Source organism: Deltaproteobacteria bacterium (assembly GCA_040223695.1).
Classification (GTDB): Bacteria; Desulfobacterota_D; UBA1144; order Nemesobacterales; family UBA2774; genus JAVKFU01.
Genome location: JAVKFU010000009.1, coordinates 124,732 through 142,224, shown reverse-complemented (window position 1 = coordinate 142,224; position 17,493 = coordinate 124,732). Strand labels below are relative to the sequence as shown.

Genomic DNA, 17,493 nt, shown 5'->3' with positions numbered 1-17,493 from the left:
AACATTGTTCGCGGGACTACTGGTAGCGTTGTTATCATAGCTTAACTACATCTTGCCTTTTGCTTCTCTTAAACCCTCTTAACTTCCCTACGGGATTTAGGAGGGTTTTTTTTGCCCCAAATAATGATCCTTATTTCCCGGAGGCGCATTCAGCGTGCTCTACCGTTCCATTCCCCACTCAGCATGCCGTACACCAGGTGATCGACGTAATGGTCATAGAGCCACTCGGCATCTCTGATAACGCCTTCTTTCCTGAATCCAAGATTCTCCGGAATCGCCCTGCTCCTTGAATTTTCCACAGCGCACCTGATCTCGACACGGTTTAGTCCCAGATTTCCGAAGGCATAGTCAATTAACGACCTGCAGGATTTCGTCATTATACCCTTCCCCTGATACGACTCGGCAAGCCAGTATCCTATAGATGTAGAATGATTCAGCCAGTCTACTTTGTGAAGCCCGATTACACCCGCGAGCTTGCCCGTGTGCCGGATAACGAGCTGCAGGCCCGTATTCTGTTTAAACTGTATATCGCTGTGCTTTATGAAATCGATCGTGTTCTGAAGGTACTTGTTGCTGTCGAGCCACGGGAGCCACTTACGAAGATATTCCCTATTGTCCTCTATCAATTCGAAGAGTTCATCCGCGTGGCTCGGGTTTAACAGCTCGAGCTCAAGATAATTTTCGACCCTCAGTATAAACTGACCGCTCATATCTATATTCACCCCGGACCTAACCGCCATGAACGACCTGCTTTAAAGCCCTGCTCAAACCCCCGGGATCGTTGGTGCCGATCCTGTAATTCCTGCCGTCCTTCATCCGAATCTCGACCGCGCTCAAGCCCGATACGTTATAGAGCCAGCCGTGAGGGGTCTTCCTGATCCCCCATCCGTAGTACCAGGGGTTGCGTACAACTTCATACGACTCAATTTCCTCAATCGGAAACTGCTTTCGAATGAGACCGACGCCGAACCGGATAGATATATTCTTTCGGTCCACCTCAACCTGTAAAACGGCAAACAGTAAAAAACCAACGACTAGTAGAATTAAAACCACGAGAAAAAACGGGTTTAGACCGTGTATGTATAAAAAGTTGGCAACTATAAAAATCCCGAGCCCTATCACGATTAACATTAAATATCCTATTTGCGAGTGTTTATAATATGCAGACAATTTAAAAGACCACCTTCATAAAAAAATGTTTTCAGCCTGCGCTTCCAGGGGACTGAAACGGGTTTATACCGAATTCGCCCTCAGGGGCCGATAATTTTCTGTACATCCATGCCATCGCGACTATGGTAGTCGGTACGGTGGCGAATAACCCTATTACGAAAACCAGCGCGCCCGCGATGTTAATCAGGCCCAGTAGCAACAAAAAGCCGAACAGCTCCCACTTGATGCCCTGGGTGATTTCCGAGCTCCTCTTAAGTGACTCTACGGGGCCCAGTCCCTTATCGACAATCAGATAAACGACATACTGATACTTAATTATCCATATAATTCCCGGAACAATTAATAACAGAAACCCGACTGCAACAATCAATACGTACAGGAAATAACCGGCCGCGAATTTAAAGAATAACGAAGCGTCGAACGATATAACCTCTGAAATGCCTCTCCTGTCATTATCGCAAAATTTCAATGCGATTTTAATTACGACTAGATTTATCACCAGACTGGCGAAGAGGGAACCCAGGCTGAATACAAGAGAGAAAATCGGGAGGCGGTTTTCGAACAACCCCGAAAAGACGCTGAAAAACGCGTTCACCGTAAAAATTACTATTAACAATACGATAAAAAAGCCGAGGTTGGCCCTCATCGTATCCCAGCCGTAGCGTATGGAATCTGTAACCGGAACTCTTTTCACACTCATTGTCTCTCCTCACCTCTCTGGGAAACAGCAAGGCAAATGTTTAATCCCGTATAATGCTAAAGACCGCCTCGAACAATTTACCCGCTATGATCTTTTTTTGCAGCCCCTTGCAGCCGACAGAAAAATACGCTTGAACGGATAGAACACCGGGTCAGAAGGATACAATTCCCCGAGCCTTGTAATGTACGTATCCAGAAAAGGCCTGTGAAGCCGCCCGGGCAAACGGTCGAAGTAGGGCAGGAGCGCCGTGCCTGAAAGCCAGTCCGCTACGGCTTCGGCATCGGGCAGAACATGGGCGAATACCTTCTCGAAAACGTTTATGTCGGTGCCGCCGCTTTTGTGGAGAAGCTCCGCGTAGCGGGTTATCGAGAGCACCGGCGACTCTCTTGTCCAGCCGCCGAGCGCCTCACGAAACGGTTCTTCCCGCGCGATTTCACGTATAAGCGACTGGGTCGGATGACGATGGTTCGAGGGAAGCTGCACTGCTATCTGGCCGCCCGGATTTAACATCGAAAAGAGTTTCGGAATTAGCCGGGAATGGTTATCCACCCACTGTATCGCCGCGTTTGAAAAGACGAGATCCCACTTGCCTGTGATAGCCTCAATTGAACCAGGCTCAAAGCGGACCCCGCTTCTCTCCCTAGTTTTTGCCACCGCAAGCATCTCCGGGGAGGAATCGATACCCACGATATCGCTCCCGGGGAGCATTTGCGCGAGCCTGAGCGTGAGCTCGCCCGTGCCGCACCCCAAATCGACTACCTTAAGCCCCTCTTTAACCTCGATCAACTTCATGAGGTCTTCGAAAGGAGCGAATCTCTCTTCTTGAAACTTGTGATAAATTTCAGGATCCCAGGACATGGTATTTATATTTACCGATAGAATTTTCAAAATAAAAATACTTCAATTACCCGGCAACTTCCACGAAATACAAATAAAAAATAATATGTTATCATTCTTGCCCGTCTTGGGCTGTATATATAACAGAAGAATAATTATTAGCCGGAGAATAAATGTACAAATTTCTATTTATAGCCCTGGGCGGAGCGGCGGGAGCGCTGCTCCGCTATTCAGTGTCGGGAGCCTCTTATAAATATATGGGCGGACTTCTGCCCTGTGGCACGCTCGTCGTTAACCTCGCGGGCTGTTTCGCGATCGGCTTTCTCTGGCAGGCGTTTGAGTTCCTGACATCCTCACCGAACATGAGGGCGTTTATATTCGTCGGAATCCTGGGCGCATTCACGACATTCTCCACCTACGGTCTCGAAACCTACAATCTATTCAGGGAAGGCGAGTTAAAATACGCGCTTCTCAACATAGCCGCGAGCAACATTCTGGGACTGGGACTGGTATTCGCCGGCTTTATCGCGGCCCGCTACCTGTTCAGCGTCTTGAGATAGGAGATAAAAATGAACAATACTGACGAAGGAATGCTTCTTAGAATCTTTATAGGGGAAACCGACCGTTACAAGGGGCTTGCGCTATACGAGCAGATTGTGCGCAAAGCTAGGGAGCTGCACCTTGCGGGTGTAACAGTCACAAGGGGGATTATGGGATACGGAGCCGACAGTGAAATTCATACGGCCAAGATCCTCCGCCTCTCCGAAGACATGCCGGTTATCATCGAGATAATTGACACGGAGAGCAACCTGAAAAAAATACTGCCTTTCCTGGATGAGAGCATAGATGACGGCTTTGTTACGATGGAGAAGGTCAAAATAATAAAATACAGAAAGTAATCAAGACCCAAAACCGTTTAAATAAAGGCTATATTCACCGGCGCTGCAAATCCCGGCTTGATGCCTATATATAACTTATTTAAACTACTTGTTGTATACAGGGTTAAGGATAACTTAAATGAAGATTGCTGTAGGAAGCGATGAAAGAACACACCTTACGGACTTCGTAATAGAAGAGCTCAGAGAGAGGGGAGTCGAAGTGGAGCTTCACGGACCCCTCAAGGGCGAGGGTCTTCAGTGGACGGATGTGGCCGAGGAGGTCTCGGAAAGGGTAAAGGAAGGGGCGTGTGAACAAGGAATACTATTTTGCTGGACAGGTACAGGGGTAAGCATGGCGGCCAATAAGGTGCCGGGGATAAGAGCGGCCCTGTGCGCCGACGCGAAAACAGCCGAAGGGGCCAGGAAATGGAACGACGCCAACGTTCTTGCGATGAGTCTAAGGGCGACTTCCCAGATCGTGGCAAAAGAAATACTGGACGCGTGGTTCGGCTCCGAGCCCGAAGAGGAAGAAAAGCCCAACATCGATAAAGTCAGCAGGATTGAAGAGAAATACTTCAAATAATACCTTGACCCTTTAGAACAAATTGGAGAAAGAGAATGAGAAGTGACGGTTATAACATTGCCATAGCTGGCGCGACCGGAGCAGTCGGACAGGAGATGATGCAGATACTGAGGGAAAGGAATTTTCCCGTAAAGGAGCTAAGGCTGCTTGCATCCGAGCGGTCTGCCGGGAAAGAAGTCGAATACAACGGCAGTAAGCTTGAAATCAGGAAGCTCGACGAGAATTCGTTTTCGGGGATCGATATAGCCCTCCTCTCTGCGGGAGGGGCGAGAAGCAGGGAATTCGCACCGGCCGCCGTTGACTCCGGGGCGGTCGTGATCGATAACAGCTCCGCGTTCAGGCTTGAAGAAGACGTACCACTGGTAATCCCCGAGATAAACCCGCACGCGGCGGCAGGTTATAAAAAACGGGGCATAATAGCGAATCCCAACTGTACGACGGCTGTGACGGTCATGGCCCTTAAGCCCCTTCATGATCTGGGGAAAATAAAAAGGGTAGTGGCATCGAGCTATCAGGCTGTCTCGGGGGCGGGCGCCCAGGCAATCGAGGAGCTAAGGAGCCAGACCCTCGCGTGGGCTAATTCGGAAGAAATGCGCGCAAGCACCTTTCCCCATCAGATAGCGTTTAACCTTCTCCCGCACATTGACAGTTTTCTCGAAAACGGATACACAAAAGAGGAGATGAAGCTCCACCACGAGACAAGGAAGATACTCGAGGACGAGTCGATAACTTTGACGGCGACAACCGTAAGGGTTCCGGTTTTCAGGGCGCATTCAGTCGCGGTCAATATTGAGACCGAAAATAAAATAACCGTAAAAGACGCGAGAGAGGCCCTCAACAACTTTCCCGGAGTTAGGGTCATTGACGAGCCGCAGAACATGAAATATCCGATGCCGATTGACGCCGCGGGCAAGGATGAGTGTCTCGTCGGAAGGATAAGGGAAGACTACACCGTGCCGTCGGGACTTAGTTTCTGGGTCGTAGGGGATCAGCTTAGAAAAGGCGCCGCACTCAACGCTGTGCAGATTGCGGAGCTTCTAATCAGAGACTATATATAAAAATGATCGTCAATGCGCTAAAGAACTTCATCGGTATTTTCGGGACCAGGAACTATACGGAGCTGCCTCAGAGTATAGAGAAGGGTCTTGAGAAATATTTAAATAACGGGGAGAGAATCCTATTTACTCTGCTTGACTTCAGAGCCATATACAAGGCCCCCACATTTCTCGAAAGCAACACTTTCTTTAACTCCTGGTTCATACTCACGAACAACAGAATTATAATCGCCAGAAACTCCTCCGGGTTTAAGCGGTTCAGAGACATCCCCCTTGATACCATTACGCAGATTTATTCCGAGCTTGACAGTACGGACCCGAAAATAACGATTAGCTCGCCCGGGAACGAGGACGTCATAGAGTTTCCTAAGCAGGCTTCCCCACACTGCGCGACACTGGAGAAATCACTCCGGGACGCGATTGAAAACGCCAAGAGTTCCCACAGGGAACCGGCTGACAGGGATTTCATATTCTGTCCCAAGTGCGGAAGCCGGACGCTTAAAACCGGGCATTTCTGCTCGGAGTGCGGATCCAGGCTTAAAACGGATTAAAACTGCTCTCACCGGCGCAGATAATCCCCGCCGGTTAAAATCACAGGATATGCTCCTTGATTTAAGCCGCATCTCAAATATAATGAGAATGCATTAAGCTCAGGAGGTTTTGAATGATTCACGGCTCTCTCGTTGCAATAGTTACCCCGTTTAAAAATGGAAAAATCGACGAGGACGCGCTCAAGGAACTTATCGAGTTTCAAATCGAGAACGGAACGCACGGCATAGTGCCGTGCGGCACGACCGGAGAATCCCCTACCCTGTCCCACGAAGAGCACGAGTACGTCATAGATCTCACGGTCAGGACCGTAAACAAGAGGGTGCCCGTGATAGCGGGAACCGGCTCTAACAGCACCAAAGAGGCCATCAGACTCACGAGGTTTGCCGAAGAGATAGGAGCCGATGCCGCACTTCTTGTAGTGCCGTACTACAACAAACCCACACAGGAGGGGCTATATCTCCATTTCAAGCAAATCGCCTCACAGCTGAGTATTCCGATAATCCTCTACAATATCCCCGGACGCTCGGGGGTAAACATGAGCCCGGAGACCATAGCGAGACTGGCAGGCGAGTGCAGGAATATAATAGGAGTCAAAGAGGCCTCGGGCTCACTCCCTCAGGCAAGCAAAATCCTTCATCTATGCGGACCGGACTTTCTCCTGCTCTCGGGCGAAGACGCGATAAACTTTCCCCTGCTCGCAATCGGCGCGAGAGGCTTTATCACCGTAACAGCAAACATCGCTCCCCGTGAAGTCGCCGACCTCTACAATCATTTCGTAAAAGGTGAATTCGAAAAGGCAAAAGAATTTCACTACAAACTTCTTCCCCTGAACGAGGCGCTCTTTCTGGAAACCAATCCGATTCCGGTTAAGGCCGCGCTTAGCATGATGGATAAAATCGCTTACGAATACAGGTATCCGCTATGCAGGATGTCCGAGGAGAACTATGAGATGCTCAGGAGTGCCGTTGAGAATTACGGCCTGCTAGGCTAGAGTTGAGCGGTATATTAAAATAGACATAGTGCATTGAGTTTTTTAGGCAGCGTAAACGCGACTTAGATAAATCGGCTGATATGAGTCCCCCGGACCTGTTGATAGAAAAAGAATTATGGGCTAAGAGAAAAATACCTGCAGGAGTGGATGAGGCAGGCAGGGGACCTCTTGCGGGGCCTGTTGTAGCGGCCGCCGTTATTTTGCCCGAGGGCTGCTCGATTGAAGGGATAGACGATTCCAAAAAACTATCTCACCCGAGAAGAAAAGCCGTTCTGGAGAAAATTACCAAAACGGCTGTGTCTGTAGCCGTAGGGATAGTGGAGCCTGAGAAAATCGACGAGATTAATATCCTGAGAGCCTCCCTTATAGCAATGGAAATCGCGGTTAATAATCTCGTAACGAAACCCGACTTCCTGCTCATAGACGGGAACCAGAGGATTTCGCTTCTTATACCGCAGGAGACGATAATAAAGGGCGATTCAAGGTGCTCCTCCATAGCGGCCGCGTCCATACTGGCCAAGGTCACGAGAGACTCGATTATGGAGGAGTACGATAATCTTTACCCCGAATATAACTTCAGGAGCCACAAAGGCTATCCGACAAGGGAACACTTTGAGGCTATAAGAAAATACGGCCCCTGCCCTATCCACAGGAAAACCTTCAGGGGCGTACTCTGACTATCCGCTAAAAGCTCCGGGCGCTTTGATCACTCCGCTACTTTTACGGATTCAATGACAACATCTTCCTGAGGGACATCTCCCATCATTCCCTTATTGCCCGTTTCCACAGCGGCAATCTCGTCCACTACATCCATCCCGTCCACGACCCTGGCGAATACGGCGTATCCGTAATCCCTTACACCGTTATCCAGAAAGCTGTTGTCCGCAAGATTTATAAAAAACTGCGAAGTGGCGCTGTCCACGACCTGAGTACGCGCCATGGCAAGCGTTCCCCGTTCGTTTTTAAGCCCGTTTTCCGCCTCGTTTTTAATCGGCGCTTTAGTGGATTTCTGATCTAAATCCGGCGTAAAACCTCCGCCCTGTATCATGAAATTCGGTATGACACGGTGAAATACAGTCCCGTCGTAAAACCCGTCATTGACATAACCGAGGAAATTCTCGACCGTAATCGGGGCCTTATCCTTATAAAGCTCGATTTTTATATCCCCTTTGGATGTCGACATTATAACCATAGGGTTGCCTCCTTCTGCTTCGCTTGTATTATTTTTGTTGCTTTCGCCTTTTGATTGCTCCTGTTTAGTGTCCGCGCCGTCCGACTGGACGTTTGCGGTCTCGTTTTGTTTGCAGCCGATAGCGACCATAATCGCCGGAATTAAAAACGTAATAAGGAAAATTCTTGTCGCGTAACTCAGAACCTCTGCTCCCTTGGACAAAGAATCGGATTTTAATCTGGCTCCCATAATTTTGCTCCTCCTCGATCTTGTTCTCGGCCCCTAAAGTTAAAGCATTACATATCGGGTGTCAAACGAATTCGCGATCCATACAAACCGGATTTGAATCATGCCGGGTCCTCTGTTAAAGTGATTCCTCTGATTAAAGAGACGGACGAAGGTGAGCCAAATGAGCAGGATTGAATTCGGCGTGATGATGCGTCAGCAAAAGATCGAATTCTCACAGATACTCGAAACCGCCGGGCTCTGTGACGAGCTCGGGTACGACTCGATATGGTTCTACGACCACATACTCGGCATGGGCGGTATCGAGCTCGATATATACGAGGCATGGACGTTGATGTCAGCCCTTTCCACGGTTACGTCAAACACAAGACTGGGCACGATGGTGCTGTGTAATTCATTCAGGCCGCCCGCGCTTCTGGCAAAAATGGCCTCCACGCTCGACGTTATCTCGGGCGGGAGGCTGGAGTTCGCAATCGGCGCGGGATGGTTCGAACCCGAGTACAGGGCATACGGCTACGAGTTCCCCGATGACGCAGCAAGAATTGAGCAGCTCGCCGAGTCCGTAAAAATTATAAGGGCTATGTGGACCGACGAGAAGCCCTCTTTCGAGGGCGTCCACTACCGGATAGAAGACGCGTACTGTAACCCGAAGCCAGCGCAGAAACCCCACCCTCCAATTACAATAGGGGGCGCCGGGGAAAAACTCCTGCTCCGCGTGGTGGCGGAGCTCGCCGACGAGTGGAACTGCCCGGCAAACCACGCGGGAGCTTACGATAGAAAGCTTAAAGTGCTGAAGAGCCACTGTGAAGCCGCCGGAAGGAATCCCGACGAGATTAAAATATCCCAGCAGACCGTATGCGTGCTGGCCGGGGACGAGGCCGAGCTGAGCGAAAAACTCCCAAAAGCCCAGAGACGCTACGGGTTCTTCGGGGATATTGAGAAAATAGGCATTGTCGGAACGCCGGACCAATGCATAAAAAAAATAAAAGAGAACGAGGAAAAGGGCATTACAAAATACACTATCTTCTTCTCGGACATCATGAACCACGATACCCTGACATTCTTCGCGAAAGAGGTAATGTCCGCTTTTTAAAAAAAGGGAGGTCATCCTTCCTTTTTCGCGAACTCGTCCACTTTACTCGCGAACTCGTTCGCAAACCTGCTTATCATATCGGAGAGCTCCTGGTTGTTCGTCGCCCTCTTGTAGGTATCCGCCATCTTCATCAGGGTGAAATAGAAATGCGCGTTCATCTCTCCCACTTCCATCTCGTTCGTCCAGAGATCGATGCTCATCGTGTTTTTCTCGCCCCTGTCCCACATCGAAATCATAAGGGAATCGCAGGGCATAAAACCCTCGAAATCCGCCTCTGTCGCGCTCCAGTATATTTCGTCAGGCACGTCGTTTTCATCGAGCTTAATAAGAAATTTGATCTCGGCATCTTTAGACATTTAACACTCCGGATAACTATTATTTAGTCGACTCCCCAGAAGTCGGGCTTGCGTTTTTCCATGAACGCCCTGGCCCCTTCGACCATCTCGGGAGCCTTCATGAAGAACCTTGCGAGCTCGAGGCCGTGCGTGATCTGCGGATGAGCCATGTCGGAGGCGAAGTTTATCTGAAACTTGGCAATCCTCAGCGACTGGCGGCTCTTCTGAAGGAGGCTCTGACACCAGGCGCCGACTTCCCTATCGAGGTCCTCCCTGGGCACGACCTTGTTTACCCAGCCCATATCCATCGCTTCCTGAGCGGTGTAACGGTCGCAGAGATAGACAATCTCCCTCGCTTTTTTATCCCCCACGGAATGCTGAAGCTGCTGCAGGCCGTACCATATGGGGGCGCTTCCGACCAGAGGCCCCGCCTGGGCGAATACGGAGGTGTCTGAGGCGATTGTCAGGTCGCAGAGCATATTGAGCTCGTTTCCGCCCCCCACGCAATATCCGTCCACCCTCGCTATAATGGGCTTCCCGCAGCACCGCATGGCCGTAGCAAGCCTGTAATGGACGAGCATGAACTTCGCGTCCACCTTCTTCTTGGGATCGCCTATCCAAGACAGGTCCCCTCCCGCCGAAAAAGCCTTGCCCCCCGCTCCGGTGAGAACAATGACCCCTATTTTATCGTCGAGCCAGGCGTCCTCAATAGCCATAGCGAGCTCTTCCCTCGTTTGTGTGTTAAGGGCGTTCCGTACCTCCGGGCGGTTAATCGTTACATAGGCGACCTTTCTCTTTTTCTCGTAGAGAATGTTCTTGAGCTCAAGGCCGGGCTTCTTTCTTCCCGTTCCGGTCCCGCCCGCAGTTTTTTTCACATTTGCCGTTTGTTTTTTTGCCATGATGCTTCCTCCTCGTATTATTATAGACCAACACAATTTTCACATTGCAATCGAGGACATGTCAAATAAAGGTTCCGGAACCGGAAGGAAATATTAACGTCAAGATAAAATTAGCGGGAGTGAACTAATAAGCCTGTACGGGGCATAAAATTTATGCAAAAATTATTACCAGGGGAGCTTGTTCATAAGAGGGGCTATGTGAGGGCCGAAAAGAGCGACTGTGGCGATCAAGGCGATAAACCCCGCCACCCCTAGGCATAGCCCGATAACCGCTCCCTGTATGATCATATCAAGATGTCTTTCGTCCATTAACGTCCTCCCGTCCTGGTTTAATCTTGCTCTTCATAGAAAGGATCCCCGGTCGTATGATGAACCTCGGCTTTCCCCCCGAAGAAGGGGTCACCCACGGGTATCGAAGGAAACTCTCTCATAAACATTAAGAATGTCATTATAAAGGCGCCGAGGAATCCGAGCGTAATGAGTATCTGCACTATACCGATGTCAATCGTGTTCGAATAGGAAGGGGCTACGAGCACGTACTTTTCAAGCAGAAACCCCGTGAGCGACACGGAAGCTATGAACACGACTATCGGTTTTATTATCTTGTTCGTCCTCGGTATCAGCGAGACGAACGGGAATATAAAACAGCAGGTGAGAACCGCCCAGGAAAGAGACCTGAACGGCTCGTCCTTTACCCTCTTTATGACGAAAACCGTCTCTTCCGGCATGTTCGCGTACCATATCGGAAGCAGCTGTGAGAAAAACAGGTACACCCAGAACAACGAAAAACCCTGCAGGAGTTTTCCCATGTCGTGGTATTTGTTATCGTCGAGGTATTCTTCGAGACCCAGTCTTCTTCTCAGCATAATAGAAAGAATAATAGTTGTTCCTATGGCCGCTACAAAGCTGGCCATGAAATAGTAGGGTCCGAACAGGGTGCTGAACCAGTGGGGATCGAGCGACATCATAAAATCCCAGGCGAAAAAGCTGAATACCACAGCGTACAGTAAAATAACCGCCGGCGCGAATTTGCCGATTTTGAGCCAGATATCCTTTCTCTCTTCCTCGCCAGTCCACCCCGAGGATATCCATCCGGCAAGACCGGTTAACCTGTCGCCGACGCCTCCGAGGTCCTGCCTGAGGGAGTAATAAAGATAGAACATGCTGACTATAATGAGAATAATGAAGCCGATAACGTTGCGCCCGAACACGAACTGCATGTTGAGCCATACGTCTTTGGGATGATGGTAGTGCTCCGTCGCGTAGGGCAGAATATAATCCCTTCCCGCGAATACCACTAAAAGAAGAATAAAGGATATGGGGATAAAAGAGCCGAGCCCTTCGCTTACGCGCAGCAGCGGCCTGGCCCACCTCGCGTTGGTTATCCGGAGTATGCATGAAAACACTATTCCGGCTTGAGCTATTCCGGTCCAGAAGAGAAAATTAATCAAAAACGCCTGCCACGCGCCCGCGGGGTCAGAGCCCAGGATTTTGAGCACGAAAGTACCGAAGCCTATAACGGCTATCGCAAGAAAAATATATATACCCAAAACCGGTATACGGGATCTTTTGGCAAGTATTTCTTCTCTAATTTGTTGATCCATCTTCCTGAACGCTCTCCTCTGCTGTGTCCTTCTCTTCGGCCTGGTCCGGTTCGGGTTTGGGGTCAGGGTTTCCCTGAAGCTTCCTCACATAGTTGACTACGTCCCATGCTTCTTCCGCCGTTATGCTCTCCCGGTAGCTCGGCATCATTACCTTTCCGCCGTATCTTATATATGCGTATATGTATCCGTCCGTTCTTCCTATGACTCCGGGGGATGCCAGGTTCAACGGATAAAATCCCCTTTTGATTACAGGTCCGTCTCCCTTCCCCTCCGGTCCGTGACAGACAATGCAGTATGTATTGTAAGCTTCCTGCCCGTTTTCAACCGATTCCGGTGTCGCGGGAACGGGATTTCGGGTAATCAGCTCAAAGTCTTCTCTGGGCAGGGGTTCTATTCTAAAACCCGTAGTGGATACGGAGAGCTTCGGGTAGATAACGGGCTCTTCATATGGGACTATCGAAGGCTGTATCCACATATCGAAGTTCCATGGAAACGCGCCCGCCTCGGACACACCGAAGAAGGTGAACATCAAAACTACCAGCAGATAATATTTCATATTCTTAACGAACAATCCTGTTTTACCTCCTGAGAGACTGCGTGGGTGCTCAGACACCGTCTACCTTGATTTCTTCAGCCCCCTCGGAATTGAAAATCTCCTCAACCTTTTTCACTTTATCCTTGGCGCATGTAACCATAACTCCGAACTTATCCTCCGAGAATCTCGGGTCATACATACTCTTCGGCGTATTCCGTCTGAGGCGCGAGTTTATCAGAAGACCCAGCAGCGTGGAAAGGGCTCCGATAAGAATAGTGAGCTCGAAGATAATTACTATGTACGGCGGGATGGAAACTATGGGCTTCGCGCTCACGGAAATCGGCCAGTCGGTGGAGGTAAGCACTGTAAAACCCACGCCGCACGCCGCGCCCAGCATCGCGCCGAAAAGGGTGAAGAAACGGACTATGCTCTCAGGCTCGTCCATGACATGCTCGATTTCATGATTAGGCATGGGTGAGAAAACCCGCAGGTTCTTGAAGCCTTCGTTTTTTAGCTTCTTTACGGCATTGACCGTAACGTCAAGGTATGAAAATATCCCGAGTACTCCCTGATTATCCATTATCTTTTGCCTCCTTCCTTGGCACCGGCAAAATTTCCTTTATCTCGGCGATCGAAACCGCGGGAAGAGTTTTAATAAAAATAAGGAAGAACATAAAAAACCAGGCAAAGCTTCCTACCGTTATACCCAGCTCCACCCATGAGGGTTTGTAAATACCCCATGCCGCGGGGTCGAAACCGCGGGAAAGAGAAATAACGATGATATTAAACCTTTCGAACCACATACCGATGTTGATAAAAATGGACATAATGAAGAGAATCTTGATATTCCTTCGCACACTCTTGAACCAGAGAGGAATCGGCACAATCACGTTGCATACAACCATTATCCAGTAAAATAAAGCGTATTCGCCGGTAGCCCTGTAGTAAAACTGTCCCCACTCGTAAGGGCTTCCGCTGTACCAGGCCATGAAGAACTCGACGCCGTAGGCGTAGCCCACTATGAGGGAAGTCAGAATAATAAGCTTGGCCATTCCGTCGTAGTTATCGAGAGTTATGTACTGCTCGAGCCTGAATATCTTTCTTATCGGCACGGTGAGCGTAATAACCATTGCGAGACCCGAAAATATGGCCCCGGCCACGAAATAGGGGGCGAAAATAGTGGTATGCCATCCGGGTAGATTGGACATTGCGAAGTCCCAGGAAACGACGCTGTGCACCGAAAGCACAAGAGGCGTAGCGAATGCAGCGAAGAAAAGATAGGCCCTTGTATAGTGAAGCCATTCCCAGTTGGACCCCTTCCAGCCCAGAGAAAGTATCGAGTATGCTATCTTGCGGGGGACCTCCTTAACCCTGTCCCTTATGGCCGCTATATCGGGGATCATACCCACGAAGAAGAACACAGAGCTCACCGTAAGGTAGGTGCTCACGGCGAAGACGTCCCAGAGGAGAGGCGACTTGAAGTTCACCCACAGCTCCCTCTGATTCGGATAGGGGAAGAGCCAGTAGAAAAACCAGGGTCTTCCAAGGTGAATAATCGGGAACAGTCCCGCTGTCAGTACCGCAAAAACGGTCATAGCTTCGGCAATTCTATATATGGACAACCTGAAATTAGCCCTGAAAAGAAAAAGTATTGCAGAAATCAATGTGCCCGAGTGCGCAATACCTACCCAGAAAACAAAGTCGGTGATGTAAACGCCCCAAAACACCGGGTGCCTGTAGCCCGCGACTCCAAGACCCGTATATACCTGATAGAGAAAACAGAATAGTCCGAACCCGACCAGCCCCAGCGTGGGCAGGAACAGGGCCAGCCACTTTACGGTAGGCTTATCCAGCATGCGTATTATATCTTCGTTAACCTTTGCGTAGGTTAATGACGTTTGCTCACTCATTATGACTTATCCCACTTTACTTTTTTTAGATACGTAATCGCCGGCTGCGTATTAATCGGCTCGAGCACTTTATAGCCCCTGTCGTCATGCGAGAGCTTAGAAGCCCTGGTTTCCGGCTCCAATAGATTTCCAAACACTATCGCCTCCGCCGGACAGGCCTGCTCGCATGCGGTTTTTATCTCCGCGTCGAGCACATCCCGGCCCTTGTCCTTGGCCTGATCCTTCGCATAATTTATCCTCTGAACACAGAACGTGCATTTTTCCATTACACCCTTGTCTCTAACAGTCACATCGGGGTTAAGCTGCCAGTTAAGGGGCTCCGGCAATTTATATGAGAACCAGTTGAACTTCCTTACTTTATACGTGCAGTTATTCGAGCAGTACCTCGTCCCTACGCACCTGTTGTAAACCATACCGTTCAGGCCCTCGGGATTGTGGTAGGTCGCGTACACAGGGCAGACCGGCTCGCACGGGGCGTTTCCGCACTGCTGGCAGAGCATGGGCAGGAATCTTGTCTCGAACCCCGCCCTGTTGTCCGATTTTTCAAAGTACCTTTCAATCCTGATCCATGCCATGTCGCGCCTCTTGGCGACAAGGTCCTTACCGACGAACGGTACGTTGTTCTCAGCGTAGCATGCGGTAACGCAGGCTCCGCAGCCTACGCATTTCTGTAGGTCGATTGCCATGCCCCAGCGGTATCTGCTGTATTTCCTGGGGGGATAAAAATCCCCTTCAGGATGCTCTTCGTGATGTATGCCGTGCTCAAGCTCACTGAGCGTGACCTCCTGCGCGACCATTCTGTCATGCTGCGTCGTCGTGTACTGCGTCTGAACGAATTGAGCGTGTCTGCCGGTCGCAGACGCGCTTACCCTTGTCGAAAACCAGGCAAATCCGCCGGACAATCTGTCGGTCGCAACAGGGAGCAGGTCGATGGGGTTAACCCCTCTGTCTTTAGCGTATCTTCCGTAACTCGTGTGCCCCTGTCCGATCATCACCGCAAGGGTATCGGGCCTTATTCCCTCATAAACATAGACCTGGGTTTCGATCGCTCCCTCGGGAGACTCTATCTTTACGAAATCCCCCAGCTTTACGCCGAGTTTCTTGGCCGTATCGGGATGTAATTCAACCCACGAATCCCAGACTCCGGTAGTGAGAGCATCGGGAAGCTCCTGAAGCCAGGGTTTGTTCGCCCCCCTTCCGTCGTAATACCTGTAAGAAGGATAAGCCATAAGGTAATACTCACCGTCGCCTTTGAACTCGGGCTCAGAGAATCTGACACCGGACAGATTTCCGGACTGTGACACCGCGGCGGGATTTACATCTTTATAGATGCCGCCCTTTTCCAGGGCGCTTTTCCAGAAGGACTCGAAATCCCCTCCGCCCGGAACAGAACCCCAGACCTTTTTCCATGAATCCCTTAAATAATCGTAATATGTCGCCTGTTTGAATTTATCCTTCATGCCTTCAAGCTCACCCGCTACGGAAAGGAGCACGTCGCCCGTCCCCTTCGTATTGTAAATGGGTGTCATTATCGGCTGTATCAACCCGTGGACACTTTGGCTGGGCACGTAATCTCCCCATGACTCCAGTGTCGTATTATCGGGAAGCACCAGCTGAGCGAGCTCGGTCGTCTCATCCATAAAGCTCGAAAAGCTCACTACCAAGGGGACCTTCTTGAGCGCGTCTTTAAAACCCATGGCCTTCGGAAGGGTGAAAACAGGATTTACATTATATATAAAAAGAAGCTCAATCTCATCGTTATTCATGGAATCGACAAGCGAGGATATGTCTTCAAAGGAGCTAACATCGGACAGAGTAAGGGTGTTTCCGAAATCGATTGTTTCTCCCACGTTACCGGCGACAGAATTGAGGATATTTATTGCGACCAGGGTTTCAGTCGCGTTTGTGGAAGTCGTGGCAGCCCCTCCGCCTATAGCCAGACTGGGCTGCATGGACGAGAATTCCCTGGCTATCCGTTTTATCGTATCCGCGGGAACATCGGTCATCGCGGACACTTCTTCCGGGGTGTATCTCCCCAGGGCCGAGGCAAGACCGCCGCCTCCCCTGGATAAACCCTCATTCACTATAACGTTCGCGATACCCAGCGCCAGAATAGCCTCAGTGCCCGGCTTTACGGCGACCCATTCGTCTGCGTTCGCGCCTGTGAGCGAGGCCCTCGGCTCTATATGTACGAATTTCCCCACGGATTTATCCTTGACGCCGTGCATTTTGCTGAACTGGCCGGTGTAAGAAACGGGAGAAATCCAGGTCTCGAGAAAGTCCGCTCCGAAGGAAAGCAGGTATTCGGTTTTGTCTATATTGTATGTCGGTATTTTATCTATTCCGAAAACTATACGGTTAGCCTCTTTTAAAGGCTCGTGCGCGAAGGTTTCATAGGAAAGGTGCTTTCCTCCCACCCCTTCAATCCAGTCTCCTATCAGCTCTCCCAGCGTGCCTGAAACGTGGTTGGACAGAAAGACGATTTTGTCTCCGTCGCCCCTTTTTCTTATCTCCTCGATTTTTTCAACGAGCAGTTTCTGCGCATTTTCCCAACCCGCGGGCTGAAGTCTGCCAGAGTCGTTTTTATGGAGCGGCGATCTTATACGGTCCGGGTTGTACAGACCCTGAAGCGTCGACTGCCCGCGCGCGCATGTGGCCCCGGCGTTTATCGGGTTCTCGGGGTTTCCCTCGATTTTGATCGCCCTGCCTTCCCGGTTTTTGACTATGATTCCGCACCCTGCGGGACATTCTCTGCATGTGCTTGCGTAGAAGTTGGGAATTCCCGGAATGATACCTTCAGGCGGAATAACGTAAGGGATTATTTGCTCGACAGGGTCGGAACAGGCTCCTGTTACGGCAGCCGTGCCTCCCGCGACACCTATAATTTTCAGGAAATCCCTTCTCTTTAAACCACCCTTCTTATCTTGAGACATC

At 50.1% G+C, this 17,493-nt stretch carries 21 protein-coding genes; 8 read left to right on the top strand and 13 right to left on the bottom strand.

Going from position 1 to position 17,493, the window contains the following annotated elements:
* Positions 1–149: 149 nt before the first annotated feature.
* The 4 genes from RIG61_02320 to RIG61_02305 form a co-directional block, all read right to left on the bottom strand.
* Positions 150–740: a GNAT family protein gene (locus RIG61_02320; protein MEQ9617990.1), complete on the bottom strand. Its 591-nt coding sequence runs from the start codon at positions 738–740 to the stop codon at positions 150–152.
* A complete protein-coding gene (locus RIG61_02315; protein ID MEQ9617989.1) occupies positions 730–1,131 on the bottom strand; it encodes a hypothetical protein in 402 nt (133 codons plus the stop codon). Before RIG61_02315 ends, RIG61_02320 begins: the two co-directional genes overlap by 11 nt.
* 70 nt (positions 1,132–1,201) lie before the next feature.
* Positions 1,202–1,870 (bottom strand): hypothetical protein, encoded by a 669-nt coding sequence (locus tag RIG61_02310; GenBank protein ID MEQ9617988.1) that lies wholly within the window; start codon positions 1,868–1,870, stop codon positions 1,202–1,204.
* A gap of 84 nt (positions 1,871–1,954) precedes the next feature.
* Positions 1,955–2,758: a methyltransferase domain-containing protein gene (locus RIG61_02305; protein ID MEQ9617987.1), complete on the bottom strand. Its 804-nt coding sequence runs from the start codon at positions 2,756–2,758 to the stop codon at positions 1,955–1,957.
* Between the two features lie 122 nt (positions 2,759–2,880).
* Between RIG61_02305 and crcB the strand changes: the two genes are divergently transcribed.
* The 7 genes from crcB (at position 2,881) to RIG61_02270 (ending at position 7,443) form a co-directional block, all read left to right on the top strand.
* Positions 2,881–3,267, top strand: coding sequence for a fluoride efflux transporter CrcB (gene crcB, locus RIG61_02300; GenBank protein MEQ9617986.1), 387 nt, complete (start codon positions 2,881–2,883; stop codon positions 3,265–3,267).
* 9 nt (positions 3,268–3,276) lie between these two features.
* Positions 3,277–3,606: a DUF190 domain-containing protein gene (locus RIG61_02295; protein MEQ9617985.1), complete on the top strand. Its 330-nt coding sequence runs from the start codon at positions 3,277–3,279 to the stop codon at positions 3,604–3,606.
* A gap of 118 nt (positions 3,607–3,724) precedes the next feature.
* Positions 3,725–4,168 carry an RpiB/LacA/LacB family sugar-phosphate isomerase gene (locus RIG61_02290; GenBank protein ID MEQ9617984.1) on the top strand — a complete coding sequence of 148 codons (444 nt, stop codon included), beginning with the start codon at positions 3,725–3,727 and terminating at the stop codon, positions 4,166–4,168.
* Positions 4,169–4,203: 35 nt separating this feature from the next.
* Positions 4,204–5,226: an aspartate-semialdehyde dehydrogenase gene (locus RIG61_02285; protein MEQ9617983.1), complete on the top strand. Its 1,023-nt coding sequence runs from the start codon at positions 4,204–4,206 to the stop codon at positions 5,224–5,226.
* A 2-nt stretch (positions 5,227–5,228) separates the two neighbouring features.
* A complete protein-coding gene (locus RIG61_02280) occupies positions 5,229–5,774 on the top strand; it encodes a PH domain-containing protein (GenBank protein ID MEQ9617982.1) in 546 nt (181 codons plus the stop codon).
* Between the two features lie 113 nt (positions 5,775–5,887).
* Complete coding sequence (gene dapA / locus RIG61_02275) at positions 5,888–6,766, top strand: 4-hydroxy-tetrahydrodipicolinate synthase (protein ID MEQ9617981.1); 879 nt, start codon at positions 5,888–5,890, stop codon at positions 6,764–6,766.
* Positions 6,767–6,846: 80 nt separating this feature from the next.
* Complete coding sequence (locus tag RIG61_02270) at positions 6,847–7,443, top strand: ribonuclease HII (GenBank protein MEQ9617980.1); 597 nt, start codon at positions 6,847–6,849, stop codon at positions 7,441–7,443.
* A gap of 29 nt (positions 7,444–7,472) precedes the next feature.
* On the opposite strand, the gene RIG61_02265 is transcribed toward RIG61_02270, so the two are convergent.
* Positions 7,473–7,958, bottom strand: a complete 486-nt coding sequence (locus RIG61_02265; GenBank protein MEQ9617979.1) for a peptidylprolyl isomerase — start codon at positions 7,956–7,958, stop codon at positions 7,473–7,475.
* A gap of 388 nt (positions 7,959–8,346) precedes the next feature.
* On the opposite strand from RIG61_02265, the gene RIG61_02260 reads away from it, so the two are divergent.
* Complete coding sequence (locus tag RIG61_02260) at positions 8,347–9,276, top strand: TIGR03560 family F420-dependent LLM class oxidoreductase (protein ID MEQ9617978.1); 930 nt, start codon at positions 8,347–8,349, stop codon at positions 9,274–9,276.
* Positions 9,277–9,287: 11 nt separating this feature from the next.
* Here RIG61_02260 and gldC read toward each other — a convergent pair whose 3' ends face one another.
* From gldC to RIG61_02220, 8 genes are all read right to left on the bottom strand, one after another.
* The gene (gldC, locus tag RIG61_02255; GenBank protein MEQ9617977.1) at positions 9,288–9,632 is read right to left on the bottom strand and encodes a gliding motility protein GldC; all 345 of its coding nucleotides are present in this window, start codon (positions 9,630–9,632) and stop codon (positions 9,288–9,290) included.
* 23 nt (positions 9,633–9,655) lie between these two features.
* A complete protein-coding gene (locus RIG61_02250) occupies positions 9,656–10,510 on the bottom strand; it encodes an enoyl-CoA hydratase-related protein (GenBank protein ID MEQ9617976.1) in 855 nt (284 codons plus the stop codon).
* A gap of 165 nt (positions 10,511–10,675) precedes the next feature.
* Positions 10,676–10,819: a hypothetical protein gene (locus RIG61_02245; GenBank protein MEQ9617975.1), complete on the bottom strand. Its 144-nt coding sequence runs from the start codon at positions 10,817–10,819 to the stop codon at positions 10,676–10,678.
* Positions 10,820–10,839: 20 nt separating this feature from the next.
* Entirely contained in the window at positions 10,840–12,114 is a 1,275-nt protein-coding gene (locus RIG61_02240) for a hypothetical protein (protein ID MEQ9617974.1), read from the bottom strand.
* Entirely contained in the window at positions 12,098–12,685 is a 588-nt protein-coding gene (locus RIG61_02235; GenBank protein ID MEQ9617973.1) for a cytochrome c, read from the bottom strand. The genes RIG61_02240 and RIG61_02235 overlap by 17 nt, the downstream gene beginning before the upstream one ends.
* Before the next feature lie 34 nt (positions 12,686–12,719).
* Positions 12,720–13,229 carry a DUF3341 domain-containing protein gene (locus tag RIG61_02230; GenBank protein ID MEQ9617972.1) on the bottom strand — a complete coding sequence of 170 codons (510 nt, stop codon included), beginning with the start codon at positions 13,227–13,229 and terminating at the stop codon, positions 12,720–12,722.
* Positions 13,222–14,559 carry an NrfD/PsrC family molybdoenzyme membrane anchor subunit gene (gene nrfD, locus RIG61_02225; GenBank protein ID MEQ9617971.1) on the bottom strand — a complete coding sequence of 446 codons (1,338 nt, stop codon included), beginning with the start codon at positions 14,557–14,559 and terminating at the stop codon, positions 13,222–13,224. Before nrfD ends, RIG61_02230 begins: the two co-directional genes overlap by 8 nt.
* Positions 14,559–17,492, bottom strand: a complete 2,934-nt coding sequence (locus tag RIG61_02220; protein MEQ9617970.1) for a molybdopterin-dependent oxidoreductase — start codon at positions 17,490–17,492, stop codon at positions 14,559–14,561. The genes nrfD and RIG61_02220 overlap by 1 nt, the downstream gene beginning before the upstream one ends.
* Between the last annotated feature and the right edge of the window lies 1 nt (position 17,493).